We start from the raw sequence: 13933 nt of genomic DNA, 5'->3' as shown, positions 1-13933 counted from the left end.
AGCAAAAGAATTCATTCAACATTAGGCTATTTAAGCCCAATAGACTACAAATGTGCACACCTCAAAATAACTGTCTAATAAAGTGTTGACATACCAAATTTTTTATACTATATATAACGCATTAAAGAAATTACATACAGCTTATCAGTCTGTCAGGGATGGGATATAGGGCATGGTCTGTGCTGTAGTAACTCTTTAATTTTAGTTAGAAGAGAAAAGTCAGGAGAAAAATAATGACGGGATTTATACATGGAATTATATTATCGATGGGACTAATTTTACCTTTAGGTGTACAAAATTTATTTGTCTTTAATCAAGGAGCTATGCAAAAAACATTCTTTCGAGTCGTACCAGTTGTAATTACAGCTGGAATTTGTGATACGCTGCTTATTTTAGTAGCCGTGAATGGGGTTTCGGTGCTGGTCTTGGAATTTGCCCTACTAAAGACGCTTTTCATTGGGGCGGGGGTGATTTTTCTGTTTTTTATGGGCTGGCTGATTTGGCATGAAACCGTTACAGTAAGCGATCAGGAGGTTAAAGCTCTTTCGACAAAACAGCAGATTGGTTTTGCTGTTACGGTGTCTTTGCTAAATCCACATGCGATCATAGATACTGTCGGTGTAATCGGTACAAGTTCGGTAAACTACAATGGACTGGATAAAATTTTGTTTACGTCAGCTTGTATTCTGATTTCATGGATCTGGTTTTTTTGTTTGGCCATCACGGGCAGGATGATTGGCAGACAACGTCAAAGCACTAAGATTTTGTGCTGTATTAATAAGTTTTCAGCGGTCTTTATGTGGGTAACCGCTATTTATTTAGTGTATTCTTCTTTTTAGGGTTGAGTTAAGACTCCTTTTACGATAATATATAGAAGGCTTTTGCGTATTGTCGGCAAATTGGATTCTTGCTGGCGTTTACCAAAGAGGCTTAGTTGAAAGGGGTCTAGCACATTGAAAGTAAAAACCAAGATTATAGCCGGTTATGCATTTATAGCAATTTTCATTTTAATCATTACAATTATTTCTTTAGTTGGACTCAATCAGATTCGTGCGAATTATGAAGATATTATTGACAATTCCAATGCGACGATTTTAAATTTGCGAGAAATCCAATATTATTTTACAGGGCAGGCGAATGATGAACGCGGCTTTCTGTTAACAGCGCAGAGTGAATTTAAAGATGAAATTTTGACTAAATCAGATAAGGTCAAACAAATTGTTTCGCAGCTTGCGCCGCTTATGGAAACGCAGCAAGAAAAAGAACTGCTTATGAAGCTCGATACGACGCACACGGAATTTACGGCTTTTAATTTGAAGGTTCTGGAACTTTATGGACAGGGTAAAAAAGCCGAAGCTCAGCGGCTATCCTTTACAGAAGGTCGTTCTTTGCGTAAAAATTTAGAAGGCACATTTAATGCGTTGATTCAAATTCAAAAAGAAGAAATCACAGTCAATCGAAGCAAGGCGGATCTTTATGCAACGCGTATTCGAATCATTGTCACAGTAGTATCGCTGGGACTTATTTTGGCGGGTCTGATCTTTGGCTTTGTATTGTCGCGTAATATTGTTAATCCTATTCTTAAGATTACAGCAGATATGAAAAATGGCAATCTGAATTTTGCCACATTAAATGTTTCTAACGATGAGATTGGATTGCTTACCCGATCGTTTGGCGACCTAGTTAGCAAATTACAAAACATGATAGTTAATATAAAAGAATCTGCGGGAAAAGTGGCAGAGGCTTCGCAGCATTTGACAGCTAGTTCAAAGCAGTCGGCACTGGCGGCAAATCAAGTTGCTGAGATTATCGTCGAAGTGGCTGAGGGTGCACAGAGGCAGATGGAAGTCGTCGATCATACGCGTCAAACGGTGGGGCAAATGAGTTTACAGATTCAAGAGGTAACAGGTAAAATGACGAATGTAGCCAATAATTCGCAGCAAACAGAAATGGTAGCACAAGCTGGATTGGCAAACATTGAAACATCGATAAAGCAGATGCAGTCCATCGACCAAACGGTGACACACTCTTCTTTACTGGTACGTAAACTGGGAGATCGTTCAAAAGAAATAGGACAGATTATTGAAACGATTTCTGCGATCGCCAATCAAACGAATTTATTGGCGTTAAATGCTGCTATTGAAGCAGCGCGAGCTGGTGAACAGGGGCGTGGGTTTTCAGTTGTAGCCGAAGAAGTTCGTAAACTAGCGGAAGAATCACAAGAGGCAGCAAAACAAATTGCTACACTTATTGGGGCAATTCAAACCGAAACAACACAAGCTGTTAGTGCTATGGAAGCAGGTAACAAAGAAGTACAGACGGGATCGGAAGTTGTTGTTTCTGCCGGACAATCCTTTACAAATATTGTACAAAGAGTGAATGAAGTTTCATTGCAAGTTCAGGAAATTTCAGATACGATGCAGCGACTCGCGGATGGCGGTCAAAATATTGTTGATTTAGTTGGCAAAGTAGAAACCGTTACGAAAATAACCGTTAACCAAACGCACATGGTATCCGCTTCGACACAAGAACAGTCGGCATCCACCGAAGAAATTTCTATTAGTAGTCAAGGTTTGGCGAAAATGGCCGAAAAACTTAAAGATATTGTCCGTGCATTTACGGTTTAAAAAGTTATTTATTTTCGTGCATATAAAAAGTCAAAGGTCTGTTTTTTTTATCAGGTCCTTTGGCTTTTTGTATGTATGTTTAATTGACAAGCAATATCACCAAACGTATAATGAAAATAGGCTTATGTAGCTATTTTGTAGTCTGAAATGCCATTGTGCCGATAAAATCGTTTATTAAAAAATCGAAGGAGTTGTTTTTATGCAAAACTTTCAATTTATGAATCCAACAAAGATTATTTTTGGCAAAGGGGAAGTTATTAAACTGTCCCATGAAATCCCAGCCGGTAGTAAGGTCCTTATTACGTATGGCGGTGGGAGTGCGAAAAAAACTGGTCTTTTAGACGAAATCAAAACCGTTTTAAAAGACTTTACAATTGGCGAATTTGGTGGAATCGAACCAAATCCGGTTTACGAAACGTTGATGAAAGCGGTTGAACTGATTCGTGCTGAAAAATATGATTTTCTTTTGGCTGTTGGCGGCGGTTCAGTTATTGATGGTACAAAATTTATCGCAGCAGCTGTTCCGTTTGTTCAGGCTGATCCGTGGACCTTTATTACGGATGGTCTTGCTATAAAAGAAGCACTCCCTTTTGGGACGGTGCTGACTTTGCCGGCAACGGGGTCCGAAATGAATAATGGCGGCGTAATTACCAGAAAATCATTACAGGCAAAATTAGCCTTTGCGAGCCCCGCTGTTTATCCGAAGTTTTCTGTTTTAGATCCTGTTTATACGTATACGCTGCCAACTCGGCAGATAGCCAATGGCGTCGTGGATGCCTATGTCCATGTTATGGAACAATATTTGACCTATCCCGTAGCTGCAAAAGTACAGGACCGTTTTGCCGAAGGGCTTTTGCTTACCTTGATTGAGGAAGGCCCGAAAGCTTTGCAAGAACCAGAAAATTATGATGTGCGGGCCAATATTATGTGGAGTGCAACCATGGCCCTCAATGGACTTATTGGCAGTGGGGTGCCGCAAGATTGGGCGACTCATATGATTGGTCACGAAATAACGGCTTTGTACGGGCTGGACCACGCACAGACACTAGCTATCATTCTGCCGTCAGTCATGCAAGTCATGCAGGTAGAAAAATCGGATAAACTGCTTCAATACGGTGAACGCATCTGGCATATTACCGGTGATATTCCAATTGACGATAAAATTATGCTCATTATTGAGCGGACCAGAAATTTCTTTGCCATTATGGGGAACAAAACCCATTTTTCTGATTATGGACTAGGGCGAGAAGTAATTGATAAAATCCTTGCCAGCCTAGAGTCGCATCAAATGGTTAAGTTAGGTGAAAAAAGCCTTGTTACCCCGGCTGTAACAAGAAAAATCTTAGAATTGAGTCTATAGAAAATCGGAAATCCCTGCTAAAGACGCCTAACTGGTAGGCAGTTCTTTAACAGGGATTTTTTGCATTGATTTGAAATTTAAGAGTGTCCATAATTTAAAAAAAATGAAAAATAAGAGGATTTGAATTAGTTTTGGAGAATTAAAATTTTATATAGATACATAGAATTTGAGTTTGTAAGAGGTTATCCGAGAGTGTGTTTTTGCTTGTGCAAGGTATGAACATGTTTGAAGGGATGACCTCTTTTTTTGCTCCAGTAAGGTATGATGGCTGACTTGTATAGGAGATTTTAAATATAGGAGGATTGTGTATATGGACCTTTTTAAAAATTTTCGTCTTACAACAAAAATTATTGGTATCATTGTTTTCCTAACGCTTTCTTTTAGTAGTTTGGTAGCTTTTTATATCATTCCGGTAATAACGAATACGTTGGAAACGGATGCAAAAGTAAAACTGCAAAATTTAACCGAAACATCCTATAAAATTCTAGAATTTTATTATGAACAATCCCAGAAGGGTATTTTAACTGAAAGTCAGGCCAAGGATTTAGCCAAGCAAGAAATTCGTACTTTACGCTATGGGGGAGATGAATATTATTGGATTAATGACTATACGCCCAATATGATTATGCATCCCATGAAACCGGAGCTGGACGGGAAAAATATCAGTGACATTAAAGATCCAGATGGTGTAGCCATCTTTATGGAATTTGCCAAAGTGGCGAAAACGGAAAAAGAAGGTTTGGTAAAATATCAATGGCCAAAACCTGGTAAAGATAAAGCTCAGCCTAAATTTTCTTATGTAAAAGGGTTTGAACCCTGGCAATGGGTTATTGGCACGGGGATTTATGTCGATGATTTAACGGAAATAAAACAAGGCATTGTTTTTAAAATTGTGCTCGCGGTACTTGCTGTTATTGTAATTGCAATACTATTGGTATCTACATTGATTATTTATCCAATTAATCGCAGCATCCATAAAATATTGGCCTATTTAGAAGAATTAGCTGGCTATGATTTTTCAAAAAAAATCAATTTGAACCAAAAAGATGAACTGGGTATTATTGCTGACTCTTTTAGCTATGTTGTAACAAATGTCCATCAATTGATTACGGACACCAAGGGCCTGGGCGAAGTGGTGGTTAGCGAATCGAAAAAGATGATTGCTTCAACCGAAGAAATTAGTATCGCCTCAGATCGCACGGCAGTGACAATTACGGAACTGGCAGGTGGGGCAGTAGAACAGGCAAAAGCGAGTGTGAATACAAATGATCAGATTCAAGAAATCATCAATCGATTGGGATCGATTCATGAGGATATTGCCGTTTCTGGACATTTAGCACAAAAGGCAACGGAATCCGTTCGTATTGGTTCAGATTTAGTAAAAGATCAGGGAATTAAAATTGTGAACAATAAAGTCGTCTATACACAGATTGGTGATTCTATTTTATCTTTGGCAAATAAATCCAAAGAAATCAGCGAGATTGTTTCCGTCATTCAAGAAATTGCGAAACAAACAAATTTGTTATCGCTAAATGCTGCGATTGAAGCAGCAAGGGCTGGTGAACATGGCCGCGGATTTGCGGTTGTTGCCGAAGAGGTCCGGAAATTAGCCGAACAGGTTGCCTTGTCTGGCAGTAAAGTTATTACGATTGTGAGTGAAGTCGAAAATGGTATTTCTTCAACGGCAGCCCATATGGAACTCGCCAACCAAGCGGTAGAAGAAGAAGAACAAAGCTTGACGAAAATTGTTGAATTTTTTCATGAGATTTCAGATTCCATTGAAAATATTCAAAGCAAAGTAAATGATATTTCGGCTACCTCGAATATAATCAATACAGAAGCCAAAACCGCGGGACAAGAAATTCAGCAAATTGCGATTGTTGCAGAAAAAGCAGCCGCTGGAACAGAGGAAGTTGCAGCTTTGAGTGAAGAAACAACGGCGACAATTCACGAAGTGATTGATAGTACGCGGAAACTAGCTGAGCATGCGGAAACTTTACAAAAATCTATCGAAAAATTCAAGGTTTAGGATTGAATTTTATAAAATATAATATCAAAAAAACGGCAAGATGCAAAATGCAGCTTGCCGTTTTTTATGTTTTATGCTTCCATAATAATTGGTAAAATCATTGGACGACGTCCAGTTTTTTCAATTAAATACTGATTTAATGCTTCACGAATTTGTACTTTGATGGTAGTCCATGAACTGATATGATTGACTTCACAATTATGAAGGACATTTTTTATTTTTAGTTGAGCACCGTGCATCAATGCTTCAGAATCACGAACATAAACAAAGCCGCGTGATACTAAATCTGGTCCTGATTTAACAAGTTTACTTTCTTTATCTAAAGTTACGACAACAATTAAAACACCGTCTTGTGAGAGCTGTTGACGGTCGCGAATGACGATGTTTCCGACATCTCCGACACCAAGACCATCAACAAATATATTGCCAACTTTTACTTTACCATTTATACAGCCGGTATCTTCAGTAAATTCAAATACCGAGCCATTTTCACCCAATAGGATGTTTTCCTTTGGAATACCTAATTTTTCGGCAAGTTCACCATGCTTTTTCAACATGCGATATTCACCATGTACTGGCAAGAAAAATTTCGGACGGACGAGGTTGAGCATGAGTTGAAGTTCATCACGGCTGGCATGTCCAGATACATGAATCCCAGATTCTTTTTCATAAACAACATGAGCTCCCAAACGCAGCAGGTTATCAATGGTTTTGCCAACAGATCTTGCATTTCCTGGGATCGGTGTTGCGGCAACTAGAATTGTGTCACCAGGTGTGATTGTTATGCGACGGTGGTTCCTATTAGCCATACGACTTAAACCTGCCATCGGTTCACCCTGACTGCCTGTTGTAAGAATCAAAATCTGCTTATCCTCATAATTGTGCATCAAATCTTCTTCGATGAGAACTCCTTCAGGAATAGTTAAATAACCCAAATCCATGGAAATATTTACTACATTTACCATACTGCGTCCACAGACGACAATTTTGCGACCATATTTACAGGCAATATTCGCTGCCTGTTGGAGACGTGACACATTGGAAGCAAAGGTTGCCATAATTATGCGGCCTCGGGCAATGCTGAATTCTTGATCTAGGGTATTCGAAACTTCTAGTTCAGAGCCGGTATGACCTTCACGTTCAGCGTTTGTACTATCTGCTAAGAGTGCGAGCACCCCCGCTTTGCCAAGTTGGGCAAACTTGTGAATATCAATGCGTTTTCCATCGACAGGGGTTGGGTCAATCTTAAAATCGCCAGTGTGTACAATTGTTCCGACTGGGGTTTTTAAATAAATTCCACAAGCATCTGGAATGGAATGACTTCCTTGAATAAAACCAATATCAAATATGCCGGCTTTGATTTCATCCCCAGCTTCAATTGGCATCAAGTGATAATTTTCTAACCGATTTTCTTTGAGTCTTGTTTCAACAAGACCTAGAGCTAAACGGGTTCCATAAATAGGGACATTGATTTCTCGCAGTAGATACGATAAGGATCCGATATGATCTTCATGTCCATGTGTTAAAACAACAGCACGGACTTTTTCTCTGTTTTCCAATACATAGGTCATATCAGGAATAACTAAATCAATTCCTAGCATATCATCATCAGGAAAAGCAAGACCACAGTCTAATATCACGATATCCTCACCGTATTCGAAGACTGTCATATTTTTCCCTATTTCACCTAAACCGCCTAAGGGGATAATACGTAATTTATTTTTTTGTTCCAACAGAATAAATCCTCCTTTAATATATATACTAAATTTTATAAAAAAACTATGCAAAATAGTTTGTCTGATCCGTAAAAATCAACAGATTAACCGCCCATTATTAATCTTTACATTGTAACATACATATATTAAAAGGACAACAAAAGGTTGAGCGGGGGAGATATGCAACTTAAAAGTAAGTGGACAATTAAAGATTGGTGGCACTTGTTATTTTTTCAATAAATTGTTGTTCCAATACCCCACTGGAAGGGACTTTTTCCCAAACCGTTCCGTTTTTTGCTTCGAATGTCATATCCATATGGAATAGCTGAAATGTATTAAATTCACCGCTGGTAAAAAACATGACTGTTTTTAAGCGAATAAGCGAGGGTTGTTTGTCGGTTACAATGTAATCCAAGGCGGGGGCTTTTTCTGGGTCAAGTTCTCCGACTGTATATAAAATTCCCCAGTTCGCATCTATTGATTTGGTAAGAAATATTTTTTGCAGCTCGGGACTTTGTGCGATGATATTCTGGATTTTAGGTATGGTCAAACCATTCGTTGCGAGTAAAAATACAGATTGTGTTGTGGGGCGGTCGATTTGTTCAGGGACAATAAAACATTGATAATTTTTATTTTTACGTTCGATCGTTTCATGGGCACGATAAGCGGTGTGGCTGTATAACAATTCTTTGCTGGTATTGAATATTTTGTCGTTGGGTCTAATTCCGGCTTTGAAAGCTGGTCCGAAAAGATTAACGCCGAGGACTTGTAAAGTATTATCCACAACGAGTCCTTTGTTAAAAGGAATAGTGGTTTGAGCAAAACAGGTTGTTGTTAGGGCCAGTATTATCAATATAGTGAAACAGTATTTTTTCAAAATCATACACTCCTTCATTGAAACCAATAATAAGAACCGTTTTTTAGATTTATTATACATTGTCGGTTAGCGAAAGTGAAAGAAAATAATAGAATATTTTGCTAAAAATATTTAGAAAAATCAAGTTGACGCAATAGGTTATCTATATTATAATTACAAACGATAATGATTACGAGTATCGTTATCATTTGCAATAGGAAAGAGGCGAATACAGGATAAATGAAAATCAGGCGAAACTATTTTTTTATGATAGGTATTATTTTTTTGTTGGGGTTGGTTTTGCTATCAATGCTTGTAGCGGTTTGCCTTGGATCCGTGAAAATTCCGCTCTTTGAGGTCTATAATATTATGGCACATAAAATATTTGGACAGCAAATAATGGGAGACTTGAAACCATCCCATATTGATATTATCTGGGAGCTGCGGCTGCCTCGTGTTTTGATGGCTGCAATTGCGGGCGCAGCACTTTCTATGTCTGGGGCTGTTATGCAAGCCTCGGTGCAGAACCCACTGGCAGAACCTTATATTTTGGGTATTGCATCGGGGGCTTCATTCGGTGCAGTTATTGCTATTTTAATTGGCGGTATCGGAGGTTTCGTGGGAACGACAATCTGGGCTTTTGGGGGAGCGATACTGGCAACCGTGCTCGTGATGTTTTTAGCAGGACTGCGAGGACAAATGTCGACCGTCAAGATGGTATTAGCTGGCGCCGTGGTAAGTGCTTTGCTGAGTGCAGGAGCAAATTTTATAATTTATATGTCAAACAATGCGGAAGGCATGCGCAGTGTTACGTTTTGGACCATGGGGTCTTTTGCTGGAGCGAAGTGGAGTACTTTGTTTTTACCAGCAGTCGGTACAGGGTTGGCAGGTATTTTGTTTCTTGCACAGGCAAGAAAACTTAATGTCATGCTGCTTGGTGAAGAGGCTGCTTTGACGTTAGGCATTGATTTGGTAAGTGTGCGACGATTTTATATGATTCTGACGGCGCTGCTGACCGCTATCATTGTTTCAGCTTGTGGTGTTTTTGGTTTTGTGGGTTTGGTAATACCGCATATTGTACGCTCACTGATAGGGTCAGATCATCGCAAATTAATGCCGGTCGTGATACTATCTGGCAGCTTTTTTTTAATTTGGGCTGATGTTTTATCTCGTGTACTGCTTAAAAGCGGCGACCTGCCAATTGGTATTATCACTGCGTTGATTGGCGCGCCATTTTTTATGTATTTATTATTTCAACAGTCGTTTAATTTTGGAAATAGCTAGGAGGTGTGACTGTGGATTTGAAACTGGAACATATTAGTGTAGCATTAGATCACCAAAAAATTGTTAAGGATGTTTCTTTAGGTGTTGCAACGGGACAATTTGTTGGTATGATAGGACCAAACGGTAGTGGAAAATCTACATTGCTAAAAACAGTGTATCGTGTGCTCAAACCAAGTGGCGGCAAAATTTTCTTTGGAGGTGAAAATATACAGTCAATGCGAATTGGCGCATCGGCTAAAAATATGGGAGTTGTGGGGCAATTCAATAATGTGAATTTTGATTTTACAGTTATGGAAATGGTCTTGATGGGGCGTACACCTCATAAAAAAATGTTGAGTACAGATAACGAGCAGGATCGTTTGATTGCGTTAGCAGCAATTGCAAAAGTTGGCATGACGGAATCAATCAATCGCAGTTTTTTGACTCTTTCAGGTGGAGAAAAACAACGTGTTATTTTAGCCAGAACATTAACACAGCAACCCAAATTTTTAATTTTGGATGAGCCGACGAATCATTTAGATATTAAATATCAATTGCAGCTTTTGGGAACAGTCAAATCATTAGGTATTGGCATTTTAGCGGCTTTACATGATTTGAATTTGGCGGCTATGTATTGCGATAAATTGTACGTATTGAAAGATGGAAAAATCGTTGCTGCAGGAATGCCAGTGGATGTATTAACGGAAGATTTAATTCGTGATGTCTATAACATTGACTGCCATGTTGACGTGGATTTAAGAACGAAGTGCGTTTCAATTGTTTATCGTCCGCTTGATTTAGCGATGGGGTACAACTGATGGGCTGGTCGCGACAGATAAAAGTAAGTGTTTTTTTCATAGGCTTTGGTTTTTTGTTTTTAACAGGCTGTGCTTCTTCAATAGAAATGGAGGCGATTGATCCAGTCGTGGAAAACGGGTTTCCTGTAAAAATAGAAAATTATGATGCATTGCAAAGATCGTCTGTGTACACGTATCTGTCAGCACCAAAACGAGTTTTAATAACATATCCTGGAGCGACTGAACTTTTGCTGGAACTGGAAATGGATGCACATATTATTGGTACGGTTGAGCCTTATGGCGCTGCACCGCGAACTGTGGCGAATGCTTATGCCAAGCTTCCATTACTGGAGGCGGTCTATATTCCATCGCAAGAAGAGATTTATGATATGCAGCCAGATCTTATTATTGGCTGGGCTCATAATTTTACAGATAATGAGATGGGGGATGTACAAAATTGGCATGAACATAAAATTGGCACTTACATTGTGCCGGGAACTTTGCCAAATCAGCAACCAACTGTAGAAAATTCAGTATATCCATTTATGGATGATATGGGGAGAATTTTTGGAATCCAAGAAAAAGCGATGCTTTTAATTGCTCAATCGAAAGCAAGAATCCAAGTGGTAAAGGATAAACTTGGTCAAATGGCAAGTCCTAAGAAAATATTGATTTTACAATCTCATGGAAATGGTACGTACTCTTTATATGGTGAAAATTACCTTATTAATGACCTCGTCCAGAAGGCGGAAGCTGAAAATCTTGTGCAGGAGCAAATTTCTTTTGTAGGACCAGAACGGATTTTGGCATATGATCCAGATTATATTATTTATGTTTCCTCTAGTATGGAAACCGGCAAAGACCTTACCGACGCAGAAGCGATTCATGAATTACAAAATAAAATAGAGCTGCGCTCACTTCGGGCAATTCAAAATCGAAATATTATCAATATACCATTTAATGACGCAAATAATTGTAATAGTCGTGCGGTATATGTTGTGGAAAAAATAGCACATGAATTGTATCCAAACAAATTCTCAGGTAATTAATTTTCAACCTTAACTGATAATGATAATCAAAGTCGTGTATTGCTTGGGAATTTTACATAGTTTACAAAACTTATTATACGAGGAGGCGCAGATTTGAAAAAGAAAATTGTTGGTACAGGAATATTCGCTTTTTTTGCGATTTATATGATGTCCTATTTATTATGCATAGTCAATAACGACTATGTTTCTCCCGAGGATTATGCGAAAATGGCACGAGAAATTGTCGAACAGAGTATTGATATGGAAGTAAACCACTATGAAGGAGATAGCAAATATGATATATAAGAAACGAAAAATTTTGACCGGTTTGGTTTTGGGAGCAATGTCGATTGGCTTTGCGAGTCAGGGTTTTGCTGCTGAAATAGTGAACGATGACAAGATTTTTGATATGGAAGAATATGTGGTAACCGCAAACCGTATGCCTGTGAAAGCAAATGAGGTTGCAGCGGCTGTTACAGTAATTGATCAGGCAACAATTGAACGAGGCAATTACAGCACGGTATCAGATGTTCTTCGCTCCAATAATGTGAATATGAGTACGACAAGTTTTGCTTCTTATCCAGTACTTAACGGAGATAGTAGAGTGTTGGTTTTGGTAAATGGTCGAAAAATGAATTGGTCCCATCTTGTGGTGAGTGGCGATGATAACGCAATTAATATTGATAGTTTACCCGTGAAAAATATCGAACGTATCGAAATTGTCCGTGGTCCAAATTCGGCTCTTTATGGTAGCAATGCAGTAGGCGGTGTTATTAATATTATTACAAAAAAACCAGTGGCTGCTGCATCGACAACTGTTAATACAGAATTTGGGACATGGAACTCGCAACGTTATACATTGACGACACAAGGTGGAGACGATGATGTCCGTTATTTATTTTCCTACGACAAACAAAAACGCGACAATTATGATTATAAAAATGCTGTAACAGGACATGAAAAAGAATTCCCCTACAGTAATATTGATAAAGAATATGAAAGTTTACGTCTGGATAAATCTTTCGGTGCGGATACCCTGTCATTTGAACTTGAACGGTCAAAACAAAATGACGGACATGGTCTTTATTTAACAAACCCCGAAATTCCGACTGTCTATGGTGATGGGACTCCACTGCAGACAACAGATCTCAATTTTGCATTGACATATACGTGGAAGGAAGGGAGTTCTTCTGGTGCTGGCGATTATCTGCGACTTTATCGTAATAACGAAAAGTCTGATACATCGTTTGCTGGTGCGCCCTATGAGCATGATTTGACTACATTGGGAACGCAATGGCAAAAAAGTTGGAAACTTAATAATAAAAATGCCCTTATTGGTGGTGCAGAATATATTAGTGAAGATATTAATGAAACAAATTCTGGTGCAATTTTTCAACGTGGGGCTCATATGACATCGATTTATGCAGAAGATCATTGGACTTTAATTGATGGCTGGTCGTTGAATTTTGGAACACGCTATGAAAATCATAGTGATTTTGGTGGTGATTTCACATCACATGTTGCCATCAATAAAGTCTTATCACCACAGACAAATGCTTATTTATCGTGGGGACAGGCAATCAATAACCCTACATTGAAGCAGCGTTATGCAAATTCGCCTTATTGGATTGGAAATCCTAATTTGAAACAAGAAAAGTCCGAAACTGTCACATTGGGCTTAAATTCGCAAATCGATAAAAAAACGAATGTTCAGGCTAGTATTTACAGCAGTAAATTAGATAACGCACTTGATTGGGTATGGGATACGAATATTAGTAAAACAGTTTATTACAATATCAATCGCGAAAAGCGTCGCGGTTTGGAGTTAAATACTACACATAAATTCTCAGATCGGTGGTCATTGAATACAGGTTATTCATATTCTCAGATTGAAAAAAATGCTGGTGATAATGGACAATATACGGACTATATATATAATAGTCGTCCCAACGGATATTCAATAGGCATTCAATATACGCAAGACAAATGGAATGCGGATTTAACAACGCAGCAAGTTACAGGGCGTAACACTAAAGTATATACGGATACTTCTTATACTACGGTTAATCTTAATGTAGGATATCAATTTAATGATAAAACCAAGGCTTATATTAAGGGCTATAATTTAACAAATGAAGGTTATGAAATTTTGAGTTCGTCGGTTGGCCGTGGTGCTTATGCGATGCCAGGGCGATATTTTGTTTTTGGTGTAGAACGTAAATTCTAAGTAAATGCAACAGTATGACATATTGTTATTT

The 13933-nt window shown here is 38.6% G+C and carries 11 protein-coding genes; 9 read left to right on the top strand and 2 right to left on the bottom strand.

The genetic code is table 11. The features are described from left to right. Positions 1 to 233 precede the first annotated feature (233 nt). From F606_RS0110945 to F606_RS0110930, 4 genes are all read left to right on the top strand, one after another. A complete protein-coding gene (locus F606_RS0110945) occupies positions 234 to 839 on the top strand; it encodes a LysE/ArgO family amino acid transporter (protein ID WP_019553929.1) in 606 nt (201 codons plus the stop codon). A 114-nt stretch (positions 840 to 953) separates the two neighbouring features. After that, positions 954 to 2627 carry a methyl-accepting chemotaxis protein gene (locus tag F606_RS0110940; RefSeq protein ID WP_019553928.1) on the top strand — a complete coding sequence of 558 codons (1674 nt, stop codon included), beginning with the start codon at positions 954 to 956 and terminating at the stop codon, positions 2625 to 2627. A 199-nt stretch (positions 2628 to 2826) separates the two neighbouring features. Then, positions 2827 to 3987, top strand: a complete 1161-nt coding sequence (locus tag F606_RS0110935; RefSeq protein ID WP_019553927.1) for an iron-containing alcohol dehydrogenase — start codon at positions 2827 to 2829, stop codon at positions 3985 to 3987. A 310-nt stretch (positions 3988 to 4297) separates the two neighbouring features. Beyond that, positions 4298 to 6016 carry a methyl-accepting chemotaxis protein gene (locus F606_RS0110930; protein WP_019553926.1) on the top strand — a complete coding sequence of 573 codons (1719 nt, stop codon included), beginning with the start codon at positions 4298 to 4300 and terminating at the stop codon, positions 6014 to 6016. Between the two features lie 71 nt (positions 6017 to 6087). Here F606_RS0110930 and F606_RS0110925 read toward each other — a convergent pair whose 3' ends face one another. Together F606_RS0110925 and F606_RS0110920 are read right to left on the bottom strand one after the other, a co-directional pair. Then, positions 6088 to 7749, bottom strand: coding sequence for a ribonuclease J (locus tag F606_RS0110925; RefSeq protein WP_019553925.1), 1662 nt, complete (start codon positions 7747 to 7749; stop codon positions 6088 to 6090). Between the two features lie 187 nt (positions 7750 to 7936). Then, complete coding sequence (locus F606_RS0110920) at positions 7937 to 8608, bottom strand: PDZ domain-containing protein (protein WP_019553924.1); 672 nt, start codon at positions 8606 to 8608, stop codon at positions 7937 to 7939. A gap of 246 nt (positions 8609 to 8854) precedes the next feature. Between F606_RS0110920 and F606_RS0110915 the strand changes: the two genes are divergently transcribed. The 5 genes from F606_RS0110915 to F606_RS0110895 all read left to right on the top strand — a co-directional run bounded on the left by F606_RS0110915 (position 8855) and on the right by F606_RS0110895 (position 13902). Beyond that, positions 8855 to 9871 carry a FecCD family ABC transporter permease gene (locus F606_RS0110915; protein WP_033368330.1) on the top strand — a complete coding sequence of 339 codons (1017 nt, stop codon included), beginning with the start codon at positions 8855 to 8857 and terminating at the stop codon, positions 9869 to 9871. Positions 9872 to 9882: 11 nt separating this feature from the next. Then, a complete protein-coding gene (locus tag F606_RS0110910; protein WP_019553922.1) occupies positions 9883 to 10668 on the top strand; it encodes an ABC transporter ATP-binding protein in 786 nt (261 codons plus the stop codon). Then, complete coding sequence (locus tag F606_RS21005) at positions 10668 to 11696, top strand: ABC transporter substrate-binding protein (RefSeq protein WP_019553921.1); 1029 nt, start codon at positions 10668 to 10670, stop codon at positions 11694 to 11696. Before F606_RS0110910 ends, F606_RS21005 begins: the two co-directional genes overlap by 1 nt. 93 nt (positions 11697 to 11789) lie before the next feature. Further along, positions 11790 to 11981 carry a hypothetical protein gene (locus tag F606_RS0110900; RefSeq protein WP_019553920.1) on the top strand — a complete coding sequence of 64 codons (192 nt, stop codon included), beginning with the start codon at positions 11790 to 11792 and terminating at the stop codon, positions 11979 to 11981. Beyond that, positions 11971 to 13902, top strand: a complete 1932-nt coding sequence (locus tag F606_RS0110895; protein ID WP_019553919.1) for a TonB-dependent receptor plug domain-containing protein — start codon at positions 11971 to 11973, stop codon at positions 13900 to 13902. The genes F606_RS0110900 and F606_RS0110895 overlap by 11 nt, the downstream gene beginning before the upstream one ends. The last annotated feature ends 31 nt before the right edge of the window (positions 13903 to 13933 follow it).

Origin of the sequence: Propionispira raffinosivorans DSM 20765 (assembly GCF_000381065.1) — a bacterium.
Taxonomy (GTDB): domain Bacteria; phylum Bacillota; class Negativicutes; order Selenomonadales; family Selenomonadaceae; genus Propionispira; species Propionispira raffinosivorans.
The sequence above is the reverse complement of the archived record's forward strand: the minus strand, read 5'-3'. Positions and strand labels throughout refer to the sequence as shown.